We start from the raw sequence: 25,353 nt of genomic DNA, 5'->3' as shown, positions 1-25,353 counted from the left end.
GTCTCCATTGCTGAAGCGCATTTGCTTCGAATACGCTTCATTTTTGAAGCGTATTTGCCTAAAATGCGCTTCATGTGGATCTGGCAAACCAGGAAATGGCCGCACTTTGAAGTCGACGCGCAGGCGCTGCAGCCTGCGCTGTCGGCCGCGCGCTTGGCGCAAGGGCGCATGCTGGGCGTGGCCGGCAATCTTCAACTCGTCGACCTGAGCGAGCTCCAACTCGGGGAATGGACACAGGAAGCCATTGCCACCGCGCAGATCGAGGGCGAAACGCTGCAGGTCAATTCGGTGCGTGCCTCGGCGGCCCGGCGGCTCGGGCTCACGCCGGCCGGTCGCTTGCCAAGGGATGCGCGCACGGAAGCCACGCTCGACATCGTCGAAGCAGCCATTGCGCGTTGGAACGAGCCACTCGCAGAAGAGAGGCTCCTCGACTGGCATGCTGCGCTTTTTCCGAATGGACGCAGCGGCATCACGCGCATCGTCACTGGCGGCTACCGCGTCCACGAAGACCCCATGCAGATCGTCACGCCGCGCATCGGCAAGCCTGACACAGTGCACTATGAGGCACCGCCTTCGCGCGATGTGCCAACGCAGATGAAGACATTGCTCGAATGGTTCGAGGAAGGGCGCGGGCATCCGTCGACGGATGGCATCGTGCGCAGCGCCATCGCTCATTTGTGGTTCGAATCCATTCACCCGTTCGAGGACGGCAACGGCCGCATCGGCCGCGCATTGAGCGACCTGGCGCTGGCGCAGGACCTGCGCAGCAACCAGCGGCTCTTCAGCATGTCCCAGCAACTATGGCTCGACCGCGCGGGTTACTACAGTCAATTGCAGGCGGCCAGTGCCCAGGAGAGCATGGATGTGACGCCGTGGGTGCGCTGGTTTGTCGGCTGCGTTGAAAAGGCGTGTCTGTCGACGCTGGCGCACATCCAGGCCGCAGGCGCCAAGGCGGGCTTCTGGGCCCAACTGAACACCGCGCACCCGCAACTCACGCCGAGTCAGCGCAAGGTATTGAACAAGCTCTACGACGCTGGTCCCGATGGATTTCTGGGCGGCATGAGTACGGAGAAATACGTGGCCATTGCGGGGGTGTCGCGTGCCACCGCATACCGGGAGCTGACGGAGATGGTGGTATCCGGCTTGCTCGAAAGAACGGGGCAGGGCAAGGCAACCCGGTATGCGCTCATCCGCTCCGCGTAGCCGCGAGCGAGCCGCCCAGAGCGCAAAAGCGCGGCCTGTAGCAAACTCGCCCGACCACTTCGCTTTCAATTTCAACCGACGCCCATGACCCAAACGCCCCCCGCCCTCGAAGTCCTCCCCCGCGATCTCTCCGCCTACCGCAAGGGCAATGTCGGCATCGACTACGTGCATCGCTTCGAGTCCGGCAAGCCGGGGCCCCACGTGCTGATCAACGCGCTCACGCACGGCAACGAAATCTGCGGCATGACCGCTGCCACGCACCTGCTCGACACCAACGTACGCCCGAAGATCGGCACGCTCACCGTGAGCTTTGCCAATGTGGAAGCCTACGAGTCCTTCGACCAGGCGCTGCCTTTCGACAGCCGCCAGCTGGTGCACAACCTCAACCGCATCTGGTCGCCCGAATGGCTCGACGGCACCGAGGACAGTCCCGAGCTGCGCCGCGCCCGCGCGCTGCGGCCGGTGGTGAGCGCGGCCGACCACATCCTGGACATCCACTCCACCAGCCAGCCGGTGATCCCGTTCTGGGTGTATCCCGCCTATGACCGCAATGCCGAGGCGGCGCTGGCCATCGGCCGTCCGTCGGTGCACCTGGTGATGCCCGACGGCCTGGGCTCCGGCACGCCGCTGATCCAGCATGGCCGCCACGGCCAGCCCGATGGCAAGGGCGTGGCGCTGGTGGCCGAGTGCGGCCAGCACTTCCTGCGCTCGGCCTCCGAGCTGGCCACCGCCATCTCGTTCGACTTCCTGGCGCACTTCGGCCTCATCGACAAGGACCCCGCCGCGCCGGCGCCCGGCCCGCAGCGCCGCTTCGAGCTGCTGCAGACGCACGTCATCAAGTCGGAAGACTTCGCGTTCGTGCGTCCGTTGATCGGCTTCGAGACCTTTGCCAAGGGCGAGCTGATCGCCACCAACGGCCCGGACGAGATCCGCGCGCCGTGCGACGAGTGCACGATCTTCATGCCCGCGCAGCGGGTGATCGTGGGGCGCGAGGCGGTTTATTTGACGAAGCCGATCTGAGTCGGCGATGGAGTCCTCAAGGCTCCGTGAATCTCGAAATCTGTTCGCGAAGTGATGGCAGATCGTGCTGAATGGTTTGCCAGACGATCGCATGATCGACAGTGAAATAGCCGTGGGAAAGCGCGTTGCGCATCTCATAGGCAAAGCGCCACGGGACCTCGGGATGAGCCGCGGCAAACTCTGCGTGGTGCTTCACGACGTTGTTGCTGGCTTCGCCGATCACCTCGAGGTTGCGCACAACCGCATCCTGTGTTTTCCGATCGATCAGATAGCTGTCGAGCGTGGCATCGCTCGTGTAGTCGCGAATGCTGTCGATGGCTTGCAGGATATGACCCAAGTAATCCGCAAGACGCTGCGGATCCCCTCGGCTCATACCGGCACCGCCTCGCGTAGCACCTGATCGCGGAACTTCGGCGGCAAGCCGTTGGGCGTGAGCACGTCGACTTCCATGCCAAGAAGGGCCTTCAACTCGTGCCTGATGGCTCCGATGTCCATGAGAGTAGTCTGTTCCGTAGGTTCGACCAGCAGATCGAGATCGCTGTCGGGGCCGTCTTCTCCACGCGAAGCCGAGCCGAACACGCTCACGCTGCTGACGTGGTGACGCAGTGCGATCTCGCGGATGCGCACGCGGTGCTGTGACAGGGCTTCGGAAGGACGCATGGGGCGCAGTGTAGTGCGGCTGTGGGTTCAATTCACGCCGCAACGAACAACGCCGGATCCACCATCGCCCGATTGAGCATCACCGACCAATGCAGATGCGGCCCCGTCACGCGCCCGGTGGCGCCCACGGCCGCGAGCTGCTCGCCGGTCTTCAGCACATCGCCCACCTTTGAATCGATGCGGCTCAGGTGGCAATACATCGTGAGCAGGCCGCCACCGTGGTCGAGCCACACCGTGCCGCCGTTGAAGAAGTAGTCGCCGGTGTCGATCACGCGCCCCGGCAGCGGCGCCAGCACGGGCGTGCCGGTGCCGGCGGCGATGTCCATGCCGCTGTGCGGATTGCGCGACTGGCCGTTGAACACGCGGCGCAGGCCGAACGAACTGGAGCGGCGGCCTGGTACGGGGACGCGCATCTGCAGCGCGGCGTCGGGCCGCAGCTCGGTGAAGGTGGCCATCACGGTGGCGAGGTGCGCGCGTTCGCGTTCGTAGCGCGCTTCGTCTTCGGGCGACAGATCGACGGTGCGCGGCGGCACCGTCAGGCGCTGCTCGCGGTATTGCTTGGGGCTCACGGTGTAGGCGATCTGCTTTTCATTGCTGCCCTCGGTGCGCACGACGATGCTCGCCTCGCCCGGCTCGGCCGCGAGCGGAATGCCCACGAGCGCGGTCCACTCGATGGGATCACCCACCACCAGCAGCGGCAAGTCGCCGGAGAAGGCCTGCGGGCGCCTGGCCGCCGGACCTAGCGACAGGCGGGCCACGCCGCCCGGCACCTGGGATGCATGCGGCCAGACCTCGGGCTGCTTCTTTTTGGCCGAGGGAGCCGCTGCCACGGCGCGCGCCGAGGCCAATGCCATGAGGCCGAAGGTGCCGAGCAGGGCAGAGCGGCGGTCGAGGCCGGACGAAGCGGAATCGGGAAGCGAGGGATGCATGGCGTTGAACTCAAGGCTTGCGAAGCGAACAAACAAGGGCGCAGCGAACACAAAGGAACCGGAAATGAACATCCGAGCACTGGGTCGGTGGGTCTTGATGGTAAGCGCGGCCGCGGCGGCTGCCGGGTGCAACAGCACCGCGATCCGTGTAGGCGGCGCGCCCGAGGCGAGCATCAGGAACTGCGTGGCCGCGGCCTCGCGCGAGTTTCGCGTGCCGGCATCGGGCATCGCTGCGGACAAGGGCTCGACGCCGCGCGACGGCGTCTACGCGGTCAATCTGAAGATCGGTCCGCAGGGACGACCGGCGCTGTGTACGACGGATGAAAACAGCGCGGTGCTGGGCGTGGTCTACAAGCGGCCGGAATAGGCAATGGAAAAGCCGGCACCATCGCGGCCGCCGGCTTTGTACGAGCAGAGGGCAGCTTTACTTGCCCCAGCTGTCCCGCATGCCCGCAGCACGATTGAACACCCGCTTGCCGCCGGCACTCGCCTTCGCATCGAGCACGAAGTACCCGTGCCGCTCGAACTGAAATGCCGCGCCGTCATCAGCCTTGGCCAGTGACGGCTCCACGAACGCAGAGCAGGTTTCAAGGCTGGCCTTGTTCAGCTCATCCATCAGTTCCCCGCTGCCCGGATTGGCGGCCGCGAACAGCCGCTCATACAAGCGCACCTCGGCCTGCACCGCATCGGCCGCGGCCACCCAGGTGATGTTGCCCTTCACCTTGATGGCGTCCGCGCCGGGCGTGCCGCTCTTGGTGTCGGGCACCAGCGTGGCCTGCACTTCGACGAGCTTGCCGCTCGCGTCCTTGGTGCCGCCGGTGCACTCGATGACGTGGCCGTACTTCAGGCGCACCTTGTTGCCCGGGAACAAGCGGAAGAAGCCCTTGGGCTGCACTTCTTCATAGTCGGTGCGCTCGATCCAGACCTCGCGACCGAGCTTGAATTCGCGCTTGCCCATCTCGGGGTGGTGTGGATGCACGGGGGCGGAGCAGTCGTCGAGCACCTCGTCGCCGCCCATCAGTTCGCCCCAGTTGGTGATCACCAGCTTGACCGGGTCGAGCACGGCCATGGCGCGCGGGGCGATGGGGTCGAGGGTGTCGCGCAGCGCGGCTTCCAGGCTCGCGTAGTCGATCCAGCCGCCGGACTTGGTGGTGCCGCTGCGTTCGCAGAACAGGCGCAGCGCCTCGGGCGTGTAGCCACGGCGGCGCAGGCCCGCCAGGGTGGGCATGCGCGGGTCGTCCCAGCCGTCGACGTGCTTTTCCTCGACCAGCTGGCGCAGCTTGCGCTTGCTGGTGAGCACGTGGGTGACGTTGAGGCGGGCGAATTCGTACTGGCGCGGATGCGGGCTCGCGATGAGGCCGCCTTCGGCCAGGCGGTCGAGCAGCCAGTCGTAGAACGGGCGCTGGTCTTCGAATTCCAGCGTGCAGATGGAGTGGGTGATCTGCTCGAGCGCGTCTTCGATGGGGTGCGCAAAGGTGTACATCGGGTAGATGCACCACTTGTCGCCGGTGTTGTGGTGGGTGGCCCGGCGGATACGGTAGAGCGCAGGGTCGCGCATGTTGATGTTGGGGCTCGCCATGTCGATCTTCGCGCGCAGGATGGCGGCGCCGTCGGGCAACTGGCCGTCGCGCATGGCGCGGAAGCGGGCGAGGTTTTCTTCCGCGCTGCGGCTGCGGAAGGGGCTGTCGGTGCCGGGCGTGTTGAAGTCGCCACGGTTGGCGCGGATTTCCTCGGCGCTTTGCTCGTCCACATAGGCCAGGCCGGCGCCGATCAGGTATTCGGCGGCGCGGTACATGAAGTCGAAGTAGTCGCTCGCGAAGTATTCGTGCGGCTGCAGGGTGCCCGGTGCGCTCGGGCGGTCGGCCAGGCAGGTTTCATAGCCGAGCCACTGGACGGCGTCGCGGATGGAATCGACGTATTCCTGCTCTTCCTTTTCGGGGTTGGTGTCGTCGAAGCGCAGGTGGCAGACGCCGCCGTATTCCCTGGCCAGCTCGAAATTGAGCCAGATGCTCTTGGCGTGGCCGATGTGCAGGTAGCCGTTGGGCTCGGGCGGAAAGCGCATGCGCACCTTGGCCGGGTCGGCCATGCCCTGGGCGTGATGGGCGGCGTCGCCGGGCGAGCCACCCCATTTGCGGCCAGAATAGGCCCCCTGCGCAAGGTCGTTTTCGATCACGTGACGCAGGAAATTGCTCGGTGCAGCGGCTGTTTTTGCGCTGTCTTTGTCGGTCGGGGAGGTCATTGCGGCATTCTAGAACGCACCCCCTGCCGGTTACCTTTGGCTACGTTCTTCACATTACGGCGGGCAACCGCTTTGCATTTGGCGCGTTCAATACCTACATGGGCGGGAAACGCCCCAACAAGGAGTCCAAGATCATGAGCCTCACACGTTCAACCTTCTTCAAATGGGCCGCTGCGGGTGTCGTGGCAGCCGGTGCATTGTTTGCGGCCACCTCGGCCAGTGCCCGTGGCGACGTGAGCTGGTCGATCGGCGTGGGTCTGCCCGGAGTTGCCGTGGGCGTAGGCGCTCCGGCCTACTACCCGGCACCGGTTTATTCGGCCCCCGCGCCGGTGTACTACGCGCCGCCGCCCCCGGTGTACTACCGTCCGCCGCCGCCGGTCTACTACCGCCCGGCCCCGGTGTACTACGCGCCGCCGGCGTACTACGCACCGCGCTACTACGGTCCGCGTGGCTACTACCGCGGCCATCACCACGGTCACGGCCACCGCCACTGGCGTTGAGCGCCGCGGGTGCAGAATCCCGCTATCTGAAAAAGCCGGTTCGCAAGAGCCGGCTTTTTTCATGGGCGGGCCATTCGGTCGATTTCACATGGCGCGAAAAAGATGGCCGTAAAGCCGGCTGACGGGAATCTTCTCGGTCCGGCCGCGCAAGTCGAGGTGCAGCTTGCCGGCCTCGTCGCGGTGCACGGCCTCGATGGCCGAACTGCGCACCACCACGGCGCGATGCACCTGCCAGAAAGTCTCGGGGTCGAGCTGGGCCAGCAGCTGCTTGAGCGGCGTGCGGATCAGGTATTCGTGCGTGGCGGTCAGCACGCGGATGTATTTGTCGGCCGCCTCGAAATACAGCACCTCGCCGATCGGAACCATGCGCACGGTGCTGCCGCCGGCTTCGCTGGCGGCAATCATCTTCAGCGGGGCGGTGGAGGCGGGCTGCGACGACGCGCCGTTGCCTGCTGCGGCTGCAAGCAGCTGGCGCCACTGCGCAAGGGTTTGCTCGAGCGCCTCGTCGGCGGCGGCAGGGGCTGGCTTGGCCTGCTGCTGCACCGCCAGCGCCTGCTGAAGCCGCAGCACGGTCTTGCGCAAACGCTCGGGCTGCACGGGCTTGAGCACGTAGTCGATGGCCTGGGTCTCGAAGGCGCGGGCGGCGTATTCGTCGTAGGCGGTCACGAAGACGAGTTGCGGCATGGGCGCCTCGTCGACGGGCCAGCGGTCGGCCAGTTCGGCGGCAGCGGCCAGGCCGTCGAGGCCGGGCATGCGGATGTCGAAGAGCAGCACCTGCGGCAGCAGGCGCAGTGCCTCCCGCACGGCGCTGCGGCCGTCGCCCGCGATGGCGAGCACCTGAAGTTCGGGCCAGGCAGCGGCGAGTTCGGCCTTGAGGGCCTGGGCGAGCAGCGGTTCGTCTTCGGCGATGAGGGCGGTGGGCTTCATGCGTGTGGCGGCAGGGGAAAGCTGAGTGTGGCAAGGGTTCCGCCCGAAGGCCCGGCGGCCAGGCTCATTCGGCCCTGGTCGCCATACGTGGTGGCGAGCCGCTCGCGCACCTGCTCGAGCCCGAAGCCGCTGCCTTCGGAAGTTTGCGCAGCATCGAGGCCGACGCCGGTATCGTTCACTTCGATGACCAACCGGCCGTCGAGCTGCCGTGCGCGCACGGCGATCGCGCCGCCTTCGACCTGGGGCTCGAGCCCGTGGCGGATGCTGTTTTCGACCAGCGGCTGCAGCAGCAGCGGCGGCACCGGCGTGCCGCGCAGTTCATCGGGCAGATCGAGCGTGTAGCGCAGTCGCTCGCCCATGCGCACGGACATCAGTTCGAGGTAGTCGGCCAGCCGTTCGAACTCGGCCGACAGCGGATGCGCCAGGGCGCGCGAGCCGCTGAGCGTCATGCGCAGGTAGTTGTTGAGGCGGTCGAGCATGGCCACGGCGCGCGGCGGGTCGGCCGTGATCAGTACGCGCAGGTTGGCCAGCGTGTTGAACAGCATGTGCGGTTCGAGTTGGGTTTCGAGCAGCTTGAGCCGCGCCTCGGTGGCGTTGCGCTGCGCCAGGTCGATCTGGCGCCGCATGTGCTTGCTCCTGCCCAGGCTGTAGAAGAAGAAGCACATGCAGACGGTGGCCGTCACCGTGATGATGATCGTGGTTGCGAGCTTGCGCTCCGTGAAGTTGCCGAAGTCGAGCAGGGGCTGGTGGGTCCAGGCATCGCCGATCGCATTGCCCCCCAGGAAGCCCACCGCCACGCCGCCCGCCACCAGCAGATAGCCCCAGGGGCCGAGTGGCCAGAGGACTTCCCGGTGGCCGCTGATCAACAGCCGGCCCACGTCGATGAAGAGCCAGCTGATCAGCCCGATCGACAGCGAATACACCATCTGCGCGCCCCAGTCCCCGTGCTGCGTGATGGCCAGCGCCGCGGCGATGAAGCAGCAGAACACGACGGTGATCAGGCCATGCCGGAGCAGGCCCCGGACGTTCTCCGCGCGGAAACGAGGGAGCGCTTGGACGTTCATTGGTGCACCCTTGGCGCTGCGCGCCGTCCCGCCAAGCGGGAGCGAGCGGGCTTGGGGCGGCCCTGCGCTCCGCTCATCCGCGCTCCCCGGAACGCAGCGCGCGCCGTTCGCGCTCCACCAGCCGGTCGTAGAAGCTGCCGCCGGGCGCGATGAACCAGATCACGGCGCCGTGGATCAAGAGGCCCAGGCCCCAGCCCATGAGTGGATACACGGCCCAGCTGTGGCCGCGCGATGCGGAGAGCGCCACCAGCCCGAGATTGACCAGCACATAGACGAGGGCATGGATGTACCAGCCCATCTTGGCGCCGGCGCGGCGGCGGGCGAGCTTTTCGACGTCGGAAACGGAGGTGTTGGCGTGTGTGGAGTTCATGACGGTTGTCCGAATGGATGAATGATTGGAGTCGGTCGATGAAGCGGCCGTGATCTTAGGCCGCGCGGGCGTCTGCGGCCATGGCGTCGGTGCTGATGGCCAGCCGCCAGAGCCGCACGGCGCGCGCCGCGAAGATGCCGCTGAAGGCGCCGTAGAGCATGGGAACCGCAACGGCGAAGCCGGCCTGCTGGCGCAGTTCGGGGTGCATGGCCAGGGACGCGCCCACCACATACTTGGTGAAGAAGATGCCCATCATCAGCAGCAGCGGCACCGCGCTGCCGGCCACGTGGAACTCGCGCGCCGCGCGGTCGTAGCGCGTGCTGGCGGGCAGCGGGCTCTGGAGCACCAGCAGCACCAGCGCGGCGGCCGCCACGGCCCAGCCGAGCAGGGCGCCCGGCGAATCGCCGAAAGCCGAGATCACGCCGGCCAGCGAAAGGCCGGTCATGGCAATGGGCATCACCGTCACCTTGGCCAGGCTGACGCGGCCGGTCAGCAGCTGCCTGCAGCCAAGCCACAGCAGAAGGACGAAAACGGCGAAGACCCATTTCGGGGTGTGATGAATGATCTGCAGCAGCATGGTGTTTCTCCAATGAAAAGACGATTCGATGGGCCGGACTGTGCCGGCGCCCCCGCGCAGCCGCCACGGGCGTGCGACGAAATGCAGGCCGGCGGCGCCAGCCGCGGCGAACCGGCGCGAAATGCAGCCCTTGTCCGCAGCTTTACCGGCGCTTTACGGTTCATAAGACAGGCGCGCTACGATCCGGCGCTCCACTAGCGGCTGTACTTGCGCACTGCCACACCCCATGGAATCTCCGAACTCCGAGCCTTCTTCCGGCGATTCGCCTGCTGTCCAACCGGCAACCCCACCTTCTTCGTCCCCGCCCCCGCGGCCGCCTTCGCGCCGCAGGCTCTGGCTCGGCAGCCTGATCGCGCTGGTGCTGCTGATGGTGCTGGGGGGCGGCGCCTGGTATCTCATCAACCGCAAGGGCAGCACCGCTGGCGGACCGGGCTTCGGCGGTGCGACCGTCACGGTGGGCAATGCGGCGGCGCGCGAGATCGAGTTGCCGGTGACCATCGATGCGCTCGGCACGGTCACACCGCTCGCGACCATCACGCTCAAGGCGCAGGTCGGCGGCGTGCTGACCGAAGTGCTGTTCACCGAAGGGCAGACCGTGGCAAAGAACCAGCTGCTCGCGCGCATCGATCCGCGGCCCTACGAGCAGGCGCTGATGCAGGCCCGCGGCACCCGCCAGCGCGACGAGGCGCAGCTCGAGGCCGCGCGCGTCACGCTCGCGCGCTACCGCACGCTGCTGGGGCAGGACTCCATTGCCCGGCAGGACGTCGACACCCAGGCCGCGCTGGTCCGCCAGCTCGAAGGCACGGTCACCACCGACCTGGCCGCCGAGGCCGCCGCCAAGCTGAACCTCGACTACACCCGCATCACCTCGCCCGTGGCCGGCCGCATCGGCCTGCGCGCGGTGGATGCGGGCAACACCGTGACGGCCAACGCGACCACGGGCATCGCGGTTATCACGCAGATGAACCCGATCGACGTGCAGTTCTCGGTGCCGCAGGACCGCGTGCCCGACATCCAGGCGCAGCTGGCCAAGGGCGAGCCGCTGCCGGTCACCGCCTTCGACCGCACCCGCGCGGCAACGCTCGACACCGGCACCTTCTCCACGCTCGACAACGTGGTCGACACCACCACCGGCACGGTCAAGGCCAAGGCGCGCTTCGGCAATGCGCAGACCACGCTGTTCCCGAGCCAGTTCGTCAATGTGCAGATGCTGCTGCGCAAGGTGCGCGCGGTGGTGGTGCCGGTGACGGCGGTGCGCACCGGCCCCAATGGCGACTACGTCTATGTGATCAACGAAGACCGCACGGTGTCGATGCGCGCGGTGAAGCGCGGCGAGGCCAATGTCGAGGTGGTGGCCATCACTTCGGGCCTGAAGGCCGGCGAGAACGTGGTGACCGAGGGCGGCGACCGCATCAAGGACGGCGCGGTCGTGCAGCTGCAGGGCGACCGGCCCGCGGCAGGCCCGCGCGCTGCGGCTTCGGGCCCGCGTGGACAGCGCGGCGAAGGCGGTGGAGAGCGGCGGCGCCAGCGTCCGCCGCAATGACGAGCAACCGCCACAACAACCCACGGAACAAGCGAGCGCGTCCGCGATGAGCCCCTCCCGCCCCTTCATCGAACGGCCGGTGGCCACGGCGCTGCTGATGGTCGCCATCGTGCTGGCCGGCCTGGTGGGCCTGCGGCTCCTGCCGCTGGCCGCGCTGCCGCAGGTCGACTACCCGACCATCCAGGTGCAGACCCTCTACCCCGGCGCCAGCCCCGAGGTCATGAGCCGTACCGTCACGGCCCCGCTGGAGCGCCAGTTCGGCCAGATGGCGGGGCTCAACCGCATGAGCTCGGTGAGCTCGGCGGGCGTGTCGATCGTCACGCTGCAGTTCGCGCTCGACCAGACGCTCGACGTGGCCGAGCAGCAGGTGCAGGCCGCCATCAACGCCGGCGGCTCGCTGCTGCCGGCCGACCTGCCGGCGCCGCCCGTGTATGCCAAGGTGAATCCGGCCGACGCGCCCATCCTCACGCTGGCCGTGAGCTCCGAGACCATGCCGCTCACCGAGGTGCAGAACCTCGTGAACACGCGGCTCGCGCAGAAGATCAGCCAGGTCGGCGGCGTGGGGCTGGTGTCGCTTTCGGGCGGGCAGCGGCCGGCCGTGCGCATCCAGGCCGACACCAACGCGCTCGCGTCGGTGGGCATCGGGCTGGACACCTTGCGCAGCGCCATCACCGCGGCCAACGCCAACAGCGCCAAGGGCAGTTTCGACGGACCGCGGCGGGCCTACACCATCAACGCCAACGACCAGCTCGTGACGGCGGACGACTACAAGAACCTGATCGTCGCCTGGAGGAACGGCGCACCGGTGCGCATGACCGACGTGGCGCGCGTGGTCGACGGCGCCGAGAACACGCAGCTGGGCGCCTGGGCCGCACTGCGCGCGGGCGAGCAGCCGGCCACGCTCTACCCGGCCATCATCCTGAACGTGCAGCGGCAACCGGGCGCCAACGTGATCGGCACGGTCGATGCCATCAAGAAGCAACTGCCCGAGTTGCAGGCCTCGCTGCCGGGCTCGCTCAAGGTGGAGGTGCTGAGCGACCGCACCACCGGCATCCGCGCCTCGGTCTCGCACGTGCAGCTGGAGCTCGGGCTGGCCGTGGTGATGGTGGTGCTGGTGATCTTCTTCTTCCTGCACAGCGTGCGCGCCACGGTCATTGCGAGCCTGGCGGTGCCGATCTCGCTCGTGGGCACCTGCGGGCTGATGTACCTGCTGGGCTACAGCCTCAACAACCTGAGCCTGATGGCGCTGACCATCGCCACCGGCTTCGTGGTGGACGACGCGATCGTGATGATCGAGAACATCGCGCGCTACCTGGAAGAGGGCGATCCGCCGTTCAAGGCCGCGCTCAAGGGGGCCACGCAGATCGGCTTCACCATCATCTCGCTCACGGTGTCGCTCATCGCGGTGCTGATTCCGCTGCTGTTCATGGGCGACGTGGTGGGGCGGCTGTTCCGCGAGTTCGCGGTCACGCTGGCCATCACCATCCTGATCTCCGCCGTGGTGTCGCTCACGCTGGTGCCGATGATGTCGGCGCGCTGGCTCAAGCCGCAGGCCGAGGAGGGCGGGCGCTTCGGGGCCAGCGTGCAGCGCCGCGCCGGCGACGGGCCGCCCCTAGGCGGCGCAGCCCCCTCGGGGGGCAGAGAGCCACACGAAGTGGGCGAACGTGGGGGCGGTTTCCTTGAGCGCGTGATCGGCCGCTACGACGTGTGGCTGCAATGGGTGCTGCGCCACCAGCCGCTCACGCTGGTGGTGGCGGTGGCCACGCTGGCGCTCACGGTGCTGCTCTACGTGGTGATCCCCAAGGGCCTCTTCCCGACGCAGGACACCGGCCAGCTGCAGGCGCGCATCGAAGCCGCGCAGGATGTGTCGTACACGCGCATGGCCGAGCTGCAGCAGCAGGCCGCCAACGCGATCCTGGCCGACCCCGAGGTGGCCAGCGTGAGCTCGGTGGTGGGCGTGGACGCCGCCAACAACACGGCGCTGAACACCGGCAGCATGCTCATCAACATGCGCCCCGACCGCGGCAACCAGGAGGCCACGATGCAGCGCCTGCGCGAGCGGGTGCGGGCCGTGGCCGGCGTGACGCTGTACCTGCAGCCCACGCAGGACCTGACCATCGATGCCGAAACCGGCCCGACCGAGTTCCGCGTTTCGCTCGAAGGGGTGGACACCAACACCGTGGATACCTGGGCGCAAAAGCTCGTGGAGCGCCTGCGCTCCGAACCGCTGGTGCGCAATGCCACCACCAACGCGGGCGCGAAGGGTTTGGCCGCCTACGTGGACATCGACCGCAACACGGCCTCGCGCCTTTCGGTCACGGCCAGTTCGGTGGACGACACGCTCTACAGCGCGTTCGGCCAGCGCATCGTCTCGACCATCTTCACCGAGACCAACCAGTACCGCGTGATCCTTGAGGCGCAGCGCGAGGCCCTGGCTTCGCCGCAGCTCCTGGGCAACCTGCAGCTGCGCACCGGGGGCGGCGGCGCCACCACGCTCTCGTCGATTGCCACGGTGCGCGAGCAGGCCGCGCCGCTGCAGGTGACGCACGTGGCGCAGTACCCGGCCGCCACGGTGGGCTTCGACACGGCCGAGAACGTGGCGCTCGGAAAGTCGGTGGCGGCCATTCGCGCGGCGGCCAAGGAAATCGGCATGCCCGCGAGCATGACCATGAGCTTCCTCGGCGCGGCCGGAGCCTACGAGAAATCGCTGTCGAATCAGCTGTGGCTCATCCTGGCGGCGGTCGTGTGCGTGTACATCGTGCTGGGCGTGCTGTATGAAAGCTACATCCATCCGCTGACGATTCTCTCGACGCTGCCCTCGGCCGGCGTGGGCGCGCTGCTGGCCTTGATGGTCACGGGCAACGACCTGGGCGTGATCGGCATCATCGGCATCATCCTCTTGATCGGCATCGTCAAGAAGAACGCGATCATGATGATCGACTTTGCCATCGACGCCGAGCGGCGCGAGGGCAAGTCGCCGCACGAAGCCATCCACCAGGCGGCACTGCTGCGCTTCCGGCCCATCCTGATGACCACGCTGGCGGCGCTTTTCGCGGCGCTGCCGCTGATGTTCGGCTGGGGCGAGGGGGCAGAGCTGCGCCGGCCGCTGGGCCTGGCCATCTTCGGCGGGCTGGTGGTGAGCCAGGTGCTCACGCTGTTCACCACGCCGGTGGTGTACCTGGCCTTCGACCGCATGGGCCGCCGCTTCGGGCGCAAGCGGGAGGCCGCAGCCGCATGAACCTGTCCAGGCCCTTCGTCGAGCGTCCGATTGCGACGGTGCTGCTGACCATCGGCATTGCGCTGGCCGGCATCGCGGCGTTCTTCGTGCTGCCTGTGTCGCCGCTGCCGCAGGTCGACTTTCCCACCATCTCGGTCACCGCCAGCCTCTCGGGCGCCAGCCCGAGCACCATGGCATCGAGCGTGGCAACGCCGCTGGAGCGCCGGCTCGGGGTGATCGCGGGCGTCAACGAACTCACCTCGACCAGCTCCAACGGCTCCACGCGCATCAGCCTGCAGTTCGACCTCAAGCGCAACATCGACAGCGCCGCGCGCGAGGTGCAGGCGGCCATCAACGCGGCGCGGGCCGACCTGCCGGCCACCCTGCGCAGCAACCCGACCTACCGCAAGCGCAACCCGACCGCCGCGCCCATCGCGATCCTGGCGCTCACGTCCAGGACGCGCACGCCGGGCCAGATCTACGAGGCCGTGTCCAACATCGTGAGCCAGAAGCTCTCGCAGGTAGAGGGCGTGGGCGAGGTCGAGATCGGCGGCGGCTCGCTGCCGGCCGTGCGGGTGGAGCTGGAGCCCTTCTCGCTCAACCGCTTCGGCATCAGCAGCGAGGACGTGCGCGCCGCCATCCAGGCCAACAATGCCAACCGGCCCAAGGGCGCCATCGAGAATGACGAGCGCCGGCTGCAGATCTACACGCCCTCGCCGGGCCGCCATGCCGTGGAATACCGCGACATGGTGATCGCCTGGCGCAACGGCGCGGCCGTGCGGCTGGGCGACGTGGCGCGGGTGATCGACAGCGTGGAGAACACGCGCACGCTGGGCCTGTTCAACGGCCAGCCCGCGGTGATCGTGCTGGTCACGCAGGAGCCGGGCGCCAACATCATCGACACCGTGGACGGCGTGCGTGAGCTGCTGCCCGAACTGCGCGCGCAATTGCCGCAGGACATCGAGGTGCAGGTGGCCTCCGACCGCACCAACTCCATCCGCGCGTCGCTGCGCGAGATCGAGGCCACGCTCATGATCTCGATCGCGCTGGTGGTGCTGGTGGTCGGCCTATTCCTGCGCCGCGCGCGCGCCACCATCATTCCGGCGGTGGCCACGGTGGTGTCGCTGCTCGGCACCTTCGGCGCGATGTACCTGTTCGGCTACAGCCTCAACAACCTGAGCCTGATGGCGCTCACGGTGGCCACGGGCTTCGTGGTGGACGACGCCATCGTGGTGCTCGAGAACACCAGCCGCCACATCGAGGCCGGCATGGGCCGCATCGAGGCGGCCCTGCGCGGGGCGCGCGAGGTGGGCTTCACCGTGCTGTCGATCAGCCTGTCGCTGGTGGCGGTGTTCATTCCGCTGCTGTTCATGGACGGGCAGATCGGCCGACTGTTCCGCGAATTCGCGGTGACGCTGTCGGTGGCGGTGCTGATCTCGCTGGTCATCTCGCTAACCACCACGCCCATGCTGTGCGCCATGCTGCTGCGGGCCGAGGAGCCCGATGCCAAGCCGCCGGGGCGCCTGGCGCGCATGGCGGAGGGCGTGTACCAGTGGAGCCTGCGCACCTATGCCCACAGCCTGGACTGGGCGCTCGCGAGCAAGGCCGTGGTCATGGCGGTGCTGCTGGCGGTGGTGGGCCTCAACGTGTACCTGTTCTCCGCCATTCCCAAGGGCTACTTCCCGGAGCAGGACAACGGCCAGCTCAACGCCGGCCTGCGCGCGGACCAGAGCATCTCGTCGGTGGCGCTGAGCGAGAAGCTGCGCCAGGCGGTCGACATCATCCACAAGGACCCGGCGGTCGATACCGTGGTGGGCTTCTCGGGTGGCAGCCGCTCGGGCGGCGGCTTCATGTTCGTCAACCTGAAGCCGCTGTCGCAGCGCACCGAGAAGACCGCCGCCGTCATCAACCGGCTGCGGCCGCAGCTCAACCAGCTCACCGGCCTGCGCGTGTTCCTGAGCCCGGTGCAGGACCTGCGCATGGGCGGGCGTTCGAGCAACTCCACCTACCAGTACACGCTCAAGGGCGACAACCTCGCCGACCTGCGCACCTGGACCGCCAAGCTGGCCGACCGGCTGCGCCAGGAAACCGCGCTCACCGACGTCGACAGCGACCAGGCCGACAACGGCGTGGAGACCTACGTCGACGTCGACCGCGACAGCGCCGCGCGCCTTGGCGTGACGTCGAGCGCGGTCGACAACGCGCTCTACAACGCCTACGGCCAGCGCTCGGTCGCCACCATCTACGACGAGCTCAACCAGTATTCGGTGATCATGGAATGGGCCCCGCGCTACCAGCGCGCACCCGTGGTGCTGAAGGACCTGTACGTGCCTTCGACGCTCACCACCAGCACCACCACGAGCGGCACCACCACGGTGAGCTCGCTGGCCAACACCACCGACGCGAGCACCGGCACCTCGACCACCACGTCGGCCAACCCGGGCCTGCGCACCGCTTCCACCGGCCAGGCGCTGGCGGCCAACACCACGCTCATGGTGCCGCTCTCGGCCATTGCCAAGGTCAGCGAGCGCGCGGTGCCGAGCTCCATCGACCACCAAGACACGGAGCTCGCAAGCACCGTATCGTTCAACCTGGGCGAAGGCGTGACGCTGCAGGACGCGCGCCGCATCGTCGCGCAGGCCGAGGCCGACATTGCGATGCCGGTCAACGTGCGCGGCAGCTTCCAGGGCACGGCGCTCGCGGCGCAGCAGTCGCAGGGGCAGCAGCTCGCGCTCATCCTGGCGGCGATCGTGGTGATCTACATCGTGCTCGGCGTGCTCTACGAGAGCCTGATCCACCCGATCACGGTGCTGACCACGCTGCCTTCGGCGGGCGTGGGCGCGGTGCTGGCGCTGCTGCTGTTCCGGATGGATTTTTCGATCATTGCGCTGATCGGGCTGTTCCTGCTGATCGGCATCGTGAAGAAGAACGCGATTTTGATCATCGACTTTGCGCTCGAGGCCGAGCGCGCGCGCGGCATCTCGGCCGTGGAAGCGGTGCGCGAGGCCTGCATGCTGCGCTTCCGCCCGATCCTCATGACCACGCTGGCCGCCGCGCTGGGCGCGCTGCCGCTGGCCATCGGCTTCGGCCAGGGCGCCGAGCTGCGCCAGCCGCTGGGCGTGGCGATCATCGGCGGCCTGATCGCGAGCCAGCTGCTCACGTTGCTGACCACGCCCGTGGTCTACGTGCTGCTCGACAAGTTGCGCCGGCGCTCGGGCAACGAGCGGCACCTGAGCCGCGCCGCGAGCTCTCCGACCTGAACAGAAGAATGAACGAAGCCGCCATGACACACCGACAACGCATCCTTTCGCATCTGCCCGCCAGGCTGTCCGCCCTGGCGTTGGCGGCCGTGCTGGCCGGCTGCGCCGTGGGCCCCGCCTACGAGGTGCCCAGCGCAGCCCTGCCCGCCGGCTGGAAAGAGCAGAAGACCGCCGAAGGCTGGCTGCCTGCCGCGCCGGCCGATGCACTCGACCGCGGCGAATGGTGGAAGCTTTTCGGCGACGCCACGCTCGACGAACTGGCCGCCCGCGTGCAGGTGTCGAACCAGAACATCGCCGCGGCGGTGGCCAACTATGCGCAGGCTCAGGCGCTGGTGCGTGGCGAGCGCGCCGCGCTGTTCCCCACGGTGTCGCTCGACGGCAGCGGCCGGCGCAGCGGCAACATCGGCGGCACCAGCAACGCGGCCAATGCGTTTTCGGCGACGCTCGGTGTCGACTGGGCGCCCGACGTGTGGGGGCGCCTGCGGCAGGCCGTGAGCAGTGCGCAGGCCAATGCACAGGCCAGCGAGGCCGACCTGGCGTCGGCGCGCCTGTCGGCCATCGGCGACCTAGCCACCAACTACTTTTCGCTGCGCGAGGCCGATGCCGAGATCGTGCTGCTCGACCAGACCATCGAGGGCTACCAGCGCGCCTTCGAGATCACGAGCAACCGCTACAAGGCCGGCATCGCGGCCCAGACCGACGTGCTGCAGGCGCAGACCCAGCTCGTGAACGCACAGGCCGACCGCGTGGGCCTGCAGCGCACCCGCGCCACGCTGGAGCATGCCATTGCGATGCTGGTGGGCGTGGCGCCGGCCGACTTCAACTTGCCCGCGGCGCAGTGGACGCCCACGGTGCCGGGCATTCCGGCAGGCGTGCCTTCCACGCTGCTGCAGCGCCGGCCGGACATCGCGGCCGCGGAGCGTTCGGTGGCCGCGGCCAACGCGCAGATCGGCATCGCGCGGTCGGCGTACTTCCCCAACTTCGGGCTCAGTGCCTCGGTGGGCAGCAGCGCAAGCCGGGTGAAAGACCTGTTCAATGCATCCAACACGCTGTGGGCGCTCGGCCTGTCGGTCGCTCAGGTGGTGTTCGATGCCGGTGCCATCGGCGCGACCGTCGACTCGGCCAAGGCGGCGCACGAAGCCAGCGTGGCGCGCTATCGCCAGACCGTGCTCACCGCCTTCCAGGCCGTGGAAGACCAGCTCGCTGCGGGCGCCGCGCTGGCGCAGCAGGAGGGCCTCCGGCGCGAGGCCTCGGCCGCGGCCGACAAGACCGAGCAGCAGTTGCTCAACCGTTATCGCGCAGCCCAGGTGAGCTACACCGAGGTCGTCACGGCACAGGCCGCCGCCCTCAGCGCGCGGCGCACGCTGGTGCAACTGCAGGTGAATCGCCAGACCGCCGCGGTGGCGCTGATCCAGGCCCTGGGCGGCGGCTGGCAAGCCGGCTGGGCGGGCGAGACGCCGCCTGCGGCACAGCCTGTCTCCCTCCGCGCGGCGGAGTGAAATAGCTGACAGGAGGAAGGGCGGCTGCCCGTCCCCCTCAGCCCCGCTGCGCCAGGCGCGCGGGGCCGCTTCTCACGATGCGATCGCCCGTGTGCTCAGTGCGCGTGGCGATCCATGCTCCCGCCCAGGTAGTCCTTGTCGGTGACAAGCACCCACAGCGCGAGCACCAGGATGGCCGCAGCCACGAGCACTGCGTTGACCATCGCGTTCTCCACGGTGGCAAAGCCGAGCACCCAGGGCGACACGGCCAGCCAGATGGCGAGCGCGCCTTCGGTCCACTCTTCCCATGCACGCGGCACCAGCGTTGCGCCCAGCGCCACGGCGCCCAGCAGGACACCCGTCACCACTGCGCTCCACATGGCCGCCGTGACGCCCTGGAAGCCCAGGACCCAAGGCGAGATGATCAGCCACGCCCCCAGGGCGACGTTGACCGGATCTTGCCAATGCTTCACTTGCTTCATGGTCATTACCTCCTGTCGCGACACAAAACCGCGACAGCGGTTGGACCATGCCGTTTCAGCGGGGTTCCGCGATGCGGCGCTGCAGCATGCAATCGAGCCCGCCGGGCCTAGCCTCCGCGCGCCACCGGCGCCACCAGGTAGGCACCCGACTCGAACAGCTGCGCCTCGGCCTGGTCGATGCGCCGGATCACCGGCTTGCCCGCGCGGCTCGCGAGCAGCTCGACCAGTGCTTCGGTCACGGCCACGCCGGCCGCCACCGACGGAAAGAACGAGGGGCTGTTGATCGTGAAGAGCAGCGTTTCGTCCGCCAGCAGCGACAGCGGCGAGGCCACGCTGTCGGTGATGGCCACGATGCGGCAGCCGGCCTCCCGGGCCGCCTCGGCCACCTGCAGCGCCTCGCGCGAGTAGGGCATGAAGCTGGCCACCACCAGCGCGTCGCCCTTGGCGAAGGCGCGCTGCTGCATTTCGAGCGAGCCGCCCTGGCCGTCGACCAGGTGCACGCTGGCGCGGAAGAGCCGGTAGACGTAGACGAACGAGAACGCGATCGGAAAGCAGGCCCTGAAACCCGCCGCATGCACCGCTGGCGCCTTCTCGATCAGTGCGCAGGCTTTTTGCAGCGCCTGCTCGCTCTGCTGGTGCGTGGCCTCCAGGTTGCGGCGCTGCACCTCGAACATCTCGGCCGTGAGGCTGCGGTCCTGCGCGCGGCCGATCAGCTGCTTGGCGCGCCCGCCGTAGCTTTCGCTGCCCAGGCCCATGTCGCCGGCAAAGGCTTCCTTCAGCTGCGGCCAGCCCGCATAGCCCAGGTGCTGCGCAAAGCGCACCAGCGTCGCGGGCGTGCTCTGCGCGCGCGTGCCCACGTTGCGCATCGACGCGGTCACCACCTCGTTGGGATGGTCGAGCACATAGCGCGCCACCTGCTGCAGCGCGGGGCTCAGTTCGTTGAAACGCTGGCGGATCTGGTCTCTGGCGCCCATGGCGGTGTCTCTCTTCTGGCGGTCGTTGGAACGAATGTACCGGACCTGGAACGGCGGGACAGTTGACGGAACAAATGTTCCAAACAATAATTCGACGGAAACGTTAGTTCCAGAACCGGATCCGCCAGCAACCGCCATGACGCACGTCTTCCACCGCCACCTTCGCCACACCCCGCCGGTTGCCGCCGGCTCCAGCGGCATGTTCATCCGCGACGCCGAAGGGCGCGAATACCTCGACGCCTCTGGCGGTGCGGCCGTGTCTTCGCTCGGCCATGCGCACCCCGAGGTGCTGGCCGCCATGCATGCGCAGCTCGACCGGCTGGCGTATGCGCACACCAGTTTCTTCACCAGCGAAGTGGCCGAGCAGCTGGCCGACGAGCTGATTGCTTCCGCGCCCGAAGGCATGAGCCACGTGTACCTGGTGAGCGGCGGCTCCGAGGCGGTGGAGGCTGCGCTCAAGATGGCGCGGCAGTATTTCGTCGAGACCGGCCAGCCGCAGCGCACGCACTTCATCGCGCGCCGCCAGAGCTACCACGGCAACACGCTGGGCGCACTGGCCGTGGGCGGCAACGCGTGGCGGCGCGAACCGTTCGCGCCCATCCTGGTGCCGGCCACGCATGTGGCGCCGTGCTATCCGTACCGCGAGCAGCGCGCCGATGAAAGCGCCGAGCAGTACGGCCTGCGCCTGGCGGCCGAGCTCGAGGCGGCCATCGTCGCGCAGGGTGCCGACCGCGTGATCGCCTTCGTGGCGGAAACGGTGGGCGGTGCCACGGCCGGCGTGCTCACGCCCGTGCCGGGTTACTTCAAGGCGGTGCGCGCGGTGTGCGACAAGTACGGCGTGCTGCTGATCCTCGACGAGGTGATGTGCGGCATGGGCCGCACCGGCTCGCTGCACGCCTGCGAGCAGGAGGGCGTGGTGCCCGACCTGGTCACCATTGCCAAGGGCCTGGGCGGCGGCTACCAGCCGATCGGCGCGGTGCTGGCGCAGCGCAGGATCGTCGAGGCCATGTCCAAGGGCAGCGGCTTCTTCCAGCATGGCCACACCTACCTCGGCCATCCGATGGCCTGCGCGGCGGCGCTCGCGGTGCAGCAGGTGATCCGGCGCGACGGCCTGGTCGCCAAGGTGCGCGAAGACGGCGCGGCCTTCGGCGCCATGCTGGCCGAGGCGCTCGGCGGCCATGCGCATGTGGGCGACGTCCGCGGCCGCGGCTTCTTCTGGGGCATCGAGCTGGTGGCCGACCGCGCGAGCAAGGCGCCGTTCGATCCGGCGCTGAAGGTCCATGCGCTCATCAAGAAAGACGCGATGTCGCGCGGCCTGCTGTGCTACCCCTTCGGCGGCACGGTCGATGGCCGGCAGGGCGACCACGTGCTGCTCGCGCCGCCCTTCATTGCCACGCGGCAGGAGTTGCAGGACATCGCTGCCCGCCTCGCTGCTTCGATCGATGCGGTGACGCGCATCGCCGCGCGCTGACCGCTTCGTTGCCGATTTTTCTTTCGCCTGTTTTCTTCAACCGCCGTTCCGAGGAGCGCTTCCATGCCCAAGCTTCGTCTGCCGATCCCTTTCGGTGCTGCCGCTCTCGCGGTGGCCTTCGCCGCCCTGTTGCCGCACGTGGCTGCGCAGGCCCAGGAGAACGACACGCTCGCCAAGATCAAGGCGAGCGGCGCCATCACCTTCGGCTACCGCGAGTCGTCGTTCGGCTTCTCCTACCTCGACGGCAACCTGAAGCCGGTGGGCTACAGCATCGAGATCTGCAACCGCATCGTCGAAGCGGTAAAGGGCGAACTCAAGCTGCCGGCCATCGAGATCAAGTACCAGGCCGTGACCTCGGCCAACCGCATTCCACTGGTGCAGAACGGCACGGTGGACATCGAATGCGGCTCCACCACCAACCTGGTCGAGCGCCAGAAGCAGGTGGCCTTCTCACCCGACATCTTCCGCTACAACGTGCGCATGCTGGTGAAGGCCGATTCGGGCATCAAGAGCATTGCCGACCTGCAGGGCAAGACGGTGGTCACCACCACGGGCACCACCTCGTTCCGCCTGCTGCGCGAGGCCGACAAGGGCCGCAGCCTCGAGGTGAACAACCTGGGCGGCAAGGACCACAGCGATTCCTTCCTGCTGGTGGAAAGCGGCCGTGCGCAGGCCTTCGTGCTCGACGACATCCTGCTGGCCGGTCAGATTGCGAATGCGCGCAATCCGAAGGACTTCATCATCACCGGCGAGAGCCTGCGCACCGAGAACCAGTCGCTCATGTTCCGCAAGGACGATCCGGCCTTCAAGGCGCTGGTGGACCGCGTGGTGTCGGGCATGATGAAGTCGGGCGAGATGGAAAAGCTCTACAACAAGTGGTTCATGTCGCCGATTCCGCCCAAGGGCATCAACATCAACTACCCGCTCAACGCCGAGACGAAGGAGGCCTTTGCCAACCCGTCGTCCAAGGGCATCTGACCCTTCCTGCCGCATGACCCGCATCGCACTGATCCACGCGCTCTCGCACTCGGTTGCACCCATCAACGCCGCCTTCGAGCGCGACTGGCCCGAGGCCGTGCGCATGAACCTGCTGGACGACAGCCTCTCGGCCGACCTCGCGCGCGGCGGCAAAGGGCTCGACGCCGCCATGCATGAGCGCTTTCAGCGGCTCGCGCAGTACGCGGTCGACACGGGCGCGGAGGGCATTCTCTTCACCTGCTCGGCCTTCGGACCGTGCATCGAGGCGGTGGCGCGGCGGCATGCGGGCATTCCGGTGCTCAAGCCCAACGAGGCGATGGTCACAGAAGCCGCACAAGGGCAGGGCCGGCTCGGACTCATCGCCACCTTCGCAGCCACGCTGGTGTCGATGCCGCCGGAGTTTCCGCCCGGCATCGCGCTCGAGCCCGCTCTGGCCGAAGGCGCGCTCGACGCGCTGAACGCCGGCGACACGCAGCGGCACGACGCGTTGATCGCCGCCCAGGCGGTGGCGCTGCGCGAGCGCGGCTGCACGCGCATTGCGCTCGCGCAGTTCAGCATGGCGCGCGCGCGTGCCGCCTGCGAAGCGGCCAGCGGCCTGCCGGTTCTCACCACCGTCGACAGTGCGGTGCGGGCCCTGCGGCTGCGCACGGACCGAGCTCCACGATAAAGCCCGCGGATGCCAGGGGACAGCTGAACCTGGCCTGACTCGATGCCTCGCCATAATTGGTGCTCTTTAAAGGAGTAAGCGTGGACATCGTTTTGCTGGTGAAGGCTGCCATCATGGGCATCGTCGAGGGGCTGACCGAGTTTTTGCCGATCTCGTCGACAGGGCATCTGATTCTTGCGGGCTCGCTGCTCGGTTTCGACGACGACAAGGCCAAGGTGTTCGACATTGCCATCCAGACCGGTGCGATCTTCGCGGTGATCCTGGTGTACTGGCAGAAGATCCACTCCACCGTGGTGGCGCTGCCGCGGCAGCCCAAGGCGAGGCGCCTGGCCATCAACGTGGTGCTCGGCTTCATCCCCGCCGTGGTGCTGGGCCTCGTGTTCGGCAACATGATCAAGGCGCACCTCTTCACGCCGGTGGTCGTGGCCAGCACCTTCATCATCGGCGGCTTCATCATCCTGTGGGCCGAGAAGCGGCCGCCCGGATCGGTGCGCATCGAGCATGTCGACGACATGACGATGTGGGACGCCCTCAAGGTCGGCCTGGTGCAGTGCTTCGCGATGATCCCGGGCACCAGCCGCAGCGGCTCGACCATCATCGGCGGCATGCTGCTCGGCCTGTCGCGCCAGGCGGCCACCGACTTTTCGTTCTTCCTGGCCATTCCCACGCTGATCGGCGCCGGTGCCTACAGCCTCTACAAGGAGCGCGCGCTGCTGTCGGTGGCCGACATTCCGCTGTTCTCGGTGGGGCTGGTGTTCTCCTTCATCAGCGCCTGGCTCTGCGTGCGCTGGCTGCTGAAGTACATCAGCACGCACGACTTCATTCCCTTTGCCTGGTACCGCATCGCCTTCGGCATCGTGGTGCTGGCCACGGCGTGGACCGGCACGGTGGTCTGGGCGGAGTGAACATGATGCGCGGCTCTCAGGCGCCGCGCCCATTCCCGTGCCCCAGGATGGCGCTCGCGGCACGGGCTTCCTGCCGCACCGCGGTGGCGATCGGGCCGTCGATGGCCGGGTCGAAGCCGCCCGTGGCGCCCAGCGCGGTGAGCACCGCGCAGACGCGGCCCGCATAGTCGTAGACCGGTGCCGCCACGGCGCTGATGCCGCGCAGGTAGGTGTCCTTCACGCTCGCGCAGCGGGCCTCCTGAACCTCGCGCCGCAGCTGGCCGATGGGGTCCTTCGCGTCCAGCGTGGCGCGCATGTCTTCCGGTGATTCCGCCAGTTCCTGTTCGGCCAGCGCCAGCACCCGCGACTCGTCGAGCAGGCCCAGGAACGCGCGTCCGGTGGCCGACCAGAGCATCGACATCACCGAGCCGGCGCGCACGTTGACCGTGACCGGCAGGCCCGGCTCCTCGAAGCGCACGATGGTCGGCCCCTTGTTGCCCATGACCGCGACGAAGCAGGTCACTTCCAGCGATTCGCGCAGCCGCACGAGGCAGGGCTCGGCCGCGCGGATCGGGTCGGCCTGGCGCATGGCGGCCAGGCCGATCTGGATGGCTTCCGTGCCCAGGTAGTAGTGCTGCGAGACGGCGTCCTGCAGCACCAGCCCTTCCTCCATCAGGCTGGCGAGGTAGCGGTGCACCTTGGCCGGGCTTTCGGCCACGTGGGCCGACAGGGCCGTCAGGCTGCTGCGGCCGCCCAGGTGGGCCAGGCCCTTGAGCACCGCCATGCCGGTTTCGGCCGATTGCACGCGCTGGCGGCGCTCGCGGGTCGCGGGGGAGAGAGGGGGGAGCTCCGGAGCTTGGGTCATGTGGGCTGCATGTTAGGTGCTGGGGCCGGGCGGCCGCCCGGCTTC

23 protein-coding genes are annotated in these 25,353 nt (G+C 68.1%); 12 read left to right on the top strand and 11 right to left on the bottom strand.

The annotated features are described in order from the left end of the window. Window positions 1-21 precede the first annotated feature (21 nt). Window positions 22-1,203: a Fic family protein gene (locus RZE77_RS18925; protein WP_319438770.1), complete on the top strand. Its 1,182-nt coding sequence runs from the start codon at window positions 22-24 to the stop codon at window positions 1,201-1,203. Between the two features lie 84 nt (window positions 1,204-1,287). After that, on the top strand, window positions 1,288-2,223 hold the full coding sequence (locus RZE77_RS18920) for a M14 family metallopeptidase (protein ID WP_319438769.1): 936 nt from the start codon (window positions 1,288-1,290) through the stop codon (window positions 2,221-2,223). A 16-nt stretch (window positions 2,224-2,239) separates the two neighbouring features. Here RZE77_RS18920 and RZE77_RS18915 read toward each other — a convergent pair whose 3' ends face one another. The 3 genes from RZE77_RS18915 to RZE77_RS18905 are packed head-to-tail and all read right to left on the bottom strand — an operon-like array spanning window position 2,240 to window position 3,812. Next, complete coding sequence (locus tag RZE77_RS18915) at window positions 2,240-2,596, bottom strand: HepT-like ribonuclease domain-containing protein (protein ID WP_319438768.1); 357 nt, start codon at window positions 2,594-2,596, stop codon at window positions 2,240-2,242. Then, window positions 2,593-2,883, bottom strand: coding sequence for a nucleotidyltransferase family protein (locus RZE77_RS18910; RefSeq protein WP_319438767.1), 291 nt, complete (start codon window positions 2,881-2,883; stop codon window positions 2,593-2,595). The genes RZE77_RS18915 and RZE77_RS18910 overlap by 4 nt, the downstream gene beginning before the upstream one ends. A 32-nt stretch (window positions 2,884-2,915) precedes the next feature. Further along, window positions 2,916-3,812: a peptidoglycan DD-metalloendopeptidase family protein gene (locus RZE77_RS18905; protein ID WP_319438766.1), complete on the bottom strand. Its 897-nt coding sequence runs from the start codon at window positions 3,810-3,812 to the stop codon at window positions 2,916-2,918. Between the two features lie 64 nt (window positions 3,813-3,876). Here RZE77_RS18905 and RZE77_RS18900 point away from each other — a divergent pair, with 64 nt between their 5' ends. Beyond that, window positions 3,877-4,179 carry a hypothetical protein gene (locus RZE77_RS18900; RefSeq protein WP_319438765.1) on the top strand — a complete coding sequence of 101 codons (303 nt, stop codon included), beginning with the start codon at window positions 3,877-3,879 and terminating at the stop codon, window positions 4,177-4,179. Between the two features lie 57 nt (window positions 4,180-4,236). Here RZE77_RS18900 and RZE77_RS18895 read toward each other — a convergent pair whose 3' ends face one another. Then, window positions 4,237-6,051: a glutamine--tRNA ligase/YqeY domain fusion protein gene (locus RZE77_RS18895; protein WP_319438764.1), complete on the bottom strand. Its 1,815-nt coding sequence runs from the start codon at window positions 6,049-6,051 to the stop codon at window positions 4,237-4,239. 134 nt (window positions 6,052-6,185) lie between these two features. On the opposite strand from RZE77_RS18895, the gene RZE77_RS18890 reads away from it, so the two are divergent. Further along, window positions 6,186-6,551: a hypothetical protein gene (locus RZE77_RS18890; protein ID WP_319438763.1), complete on the top strand. Its 366-nt coding sequence runs from the start codon at window positions 6,186-6,188 to the stop codon at window positions 6,549-6,551. Between the two features lie 84 nt (window positions 6,552-6,635). Here RZE77_RS18890 and RZE77_RS18885 read toward each other — a convergent pair whose 3' ends face one another. The 4 genes from RZE77_RS18885 to RZE77_RS18870 form a co-directional block, all read right to left on the bottom strand. Continuing rightward, on the bottom strand, window positions 6,636-7,478 hold the full coding sequence (locus RZE77_RS18885) for a LytR/AlgR family response regulator transcription factor (RefSeq protein WP_319438762.1): 843 nt from the start codon (window positions 7,476-7,478) through the stop codon (window positions 6,636-6,638). Then, the gene (locus RZE77_RS18880) at window positions 7,475-8,542 is read right to left on the bottom strand and encodes a sensor histidine kinase (RefSeq protein WP_319438761.1); all 1,068 of its coding nucleotides are present in this window, start codon (window positions 8,540-8,542) and stop codon (window positions 7,475-7,477) included. The genes RZE77_RS18885 and RZE77_RS18880 overlap by 4 nt, the downstream gene beginning before the upstream one ends. A gap of 73 nt (window positions 8,543-8,615) precedes the next feature. Further along, entirely contained in the window at window positions 8,616-8,912 is a 297-nt protein-coding gene (locus RZE77_RS18875; protein ID WP_319438760.1) for a 2TM domain-containing protein, read from the bottom strand. A gap of 55 nt (window positions 8,913-8,967) precedes the next feature. Then, window positions 8,968-9,489 carry a DUF6622 family protein gene (locus tag RZE77_RS18870; RefSeq protein ID WP_319438759.1) on the bottom strand — a complete coding sequence of 174 codons (522 nt, stop codon included), beginning with the start codon at window positions 9,487-9,489 and terminating at the stop codon, window positions 8,968-8,970. 226 nt (window positions 9,490-9,715) lie between these two features. Between RZE77_RS18870 and RZE77_RS18865 the strand changes: the two genes are divergently transcribed. Genes RZE77_RS18865 through RZE77_RS18850 form a run of 4 tightly spaced genes read left to right on the top strand, consistent with a single transcriptional unit; the run spans window position 9,716 to window position 19,008 of the window. Continuing rightward, a complete protein-coding gene (locus tag RZE77_RS18865) occupies window positions 9,716-11,032 on the top strand; it encodes an efflux RND transporter periplasmic adaptor subunit (protein ID WP_319438758.1) in 1,317 nt (438 codons plus the stop codon). Window positions 11,033-11,078: 46 nt separating this feature from the next. Next, on the top strand, window positions 11,079-14,270 hold the full coding sequence (locus RZE77_RS18860; RefSeq protein WP_319438757.1) for an efflux RND transporter permease subunit: 3,192 nt from the start codon (window positions 11,079-11,081) through the stop codon (window positions 14,268-14,270). After that, window positions 14,267-17,509 (top strand): efflux RND transporter permease subunit, encoded by a 3,243-nt coding sequence (locus tag RZE77_RS18855; RefSeq protein ID WP_319438756.1) that lies wholly within the window; start codon window positions 14,267-14,269, stop codon window positions 17,507-17,509. The genes RZE77_RS18860 and RZE77_RS18855 overlap by 4 nt, the downstream gene beginning before the upstream one ends. Before the next feature lie 23 nt (window positions 17,510-17,532). Then, window positions 17,533-19,008, top strand: a complete 1,476-nt coding sequence (locus RZE77_RS18850) for an efflux transporter outer membrane subunit (RefSeq protein WP_405546152.1) — start codon at window positions 17,533-17,535, stop codon at window positions 19,006-19,008. Window positions 19,009-19,103: 95 nt separating this feature from the next. On the opposite strand, the gene RZE77_RS18845 is transcribed toward RZE77_RS18850, so the two are convergent. Next, window positions 19,104-19,469: an SPW repeat protein gene (locus RZE77_RS18845; protein WP_319438754.1), complete on the bottom strand. Its 366-nt coding sequence runs from the start codon at window positions 19,467-19,469 to the stop codon at window positions 19,104-19,106. Between the two features lie 107 nt (window positions 19,470-19,576). Continuing rightward, window positions 19,577-20,443, bottom strand: coding sequence for a MurR/RpiR family transcriptional regulator (locus tag RZE77_RS18840; protein WP_319438753.1), 867 nt, complete (start codon window positions 20,441-20,443; stop codon window positions 19,577-19,579). A 136-nt stretch (window positions 20,444-20,579) separates the two neighbouring features. On the opposite strand from RZE77_RS18840, the gene RZE77_RS18835 reads away from it, so the two are divergent. From RZE77_RS18835 to RZE77_RS18820, 4 genes are all read left to right on the top strand, one after another. After that, the gene (locus RZE77_RS18835; protein WP_319438752.1) at window positions 20,580-21,914 is read left to right on the top strand and encodes an aspartate aminotransferase family protein; all 1,335 of its coding nucleotides are present in this window, start codon (window positions 20,580-20,582) and stop codon (window positions 21,912-21,914) included. 63 nt (window positions 21,915-21,977) lie between these two features. Beyond that, window positions 21,978-22,892 (top strand): transporter substrate-binding domain-containing protein, encoded by a 915-nt coding sequence (locus tag RZE77_RS18830; protein ID WP_319438751.1) that lies wholly within the window; start codon window positions 21,978-21,980, stop codon window positions 22,890-22,892. Between the two features lie 13 nt (window positions 22,893-22,905). Continuing rightward, a complete protein-coding gene (locus RZE77_RS18825; protein ID WP_319438750.1) occupies window positions 22,906-23,559 on the top strand; it encodes an aspartate/glutamate racemase family protein in 654 nt (217 codons plus the stop codon). 80 nt (window positions 23,560-23,639) lie between these two features. After that, window positions 23,640-24,464, top strand: coding sequence for an undecaprenyl-diphosphate phosphatase (locus RZE77_RS18820; protein ID WP_319426910.1), 825 nt, complete (start codon window positions 23,640-23,642; stop codon window positions 24,462-24,464). A gap of 16 nt (window positions 24,465-24,480) precedes the next feature. Here the strand turns inward: RZE77_RS18820 and RZE77_RS18815 are convergent, their stop codons facing one another. Then, window positions 24,481-25,308 (bottom strand): IclR family transcriptional regulator, encoded by an 828-nt coding sequence (locus RZE77_RS18815; protein WP_319438749.1) that lies wholly within the window; start codon window positions 25,306-25,308, stop codon window positions 24,481-24,483. Window positions 25,309-25,353: the final 45 nt, after the last annotated feature.

Origin of the sequence: Variovorax sp. SPNA7 (assembly GCF_033807855.1) — a bacterium.
In the GTDB taxonomy this organism is placed as follows: Bacteria; Pseudomonadota; Gammaproteobacteria; order Burkholderiales; family Burkholderiaceae_C; genus Variovorax; species Variovorax beijingensis.
The sequence above is the reverse complement of the archived record's forward strand: the minus strand, read 5'-3'. Positions and strand labels throughout refer to the sequence as shown.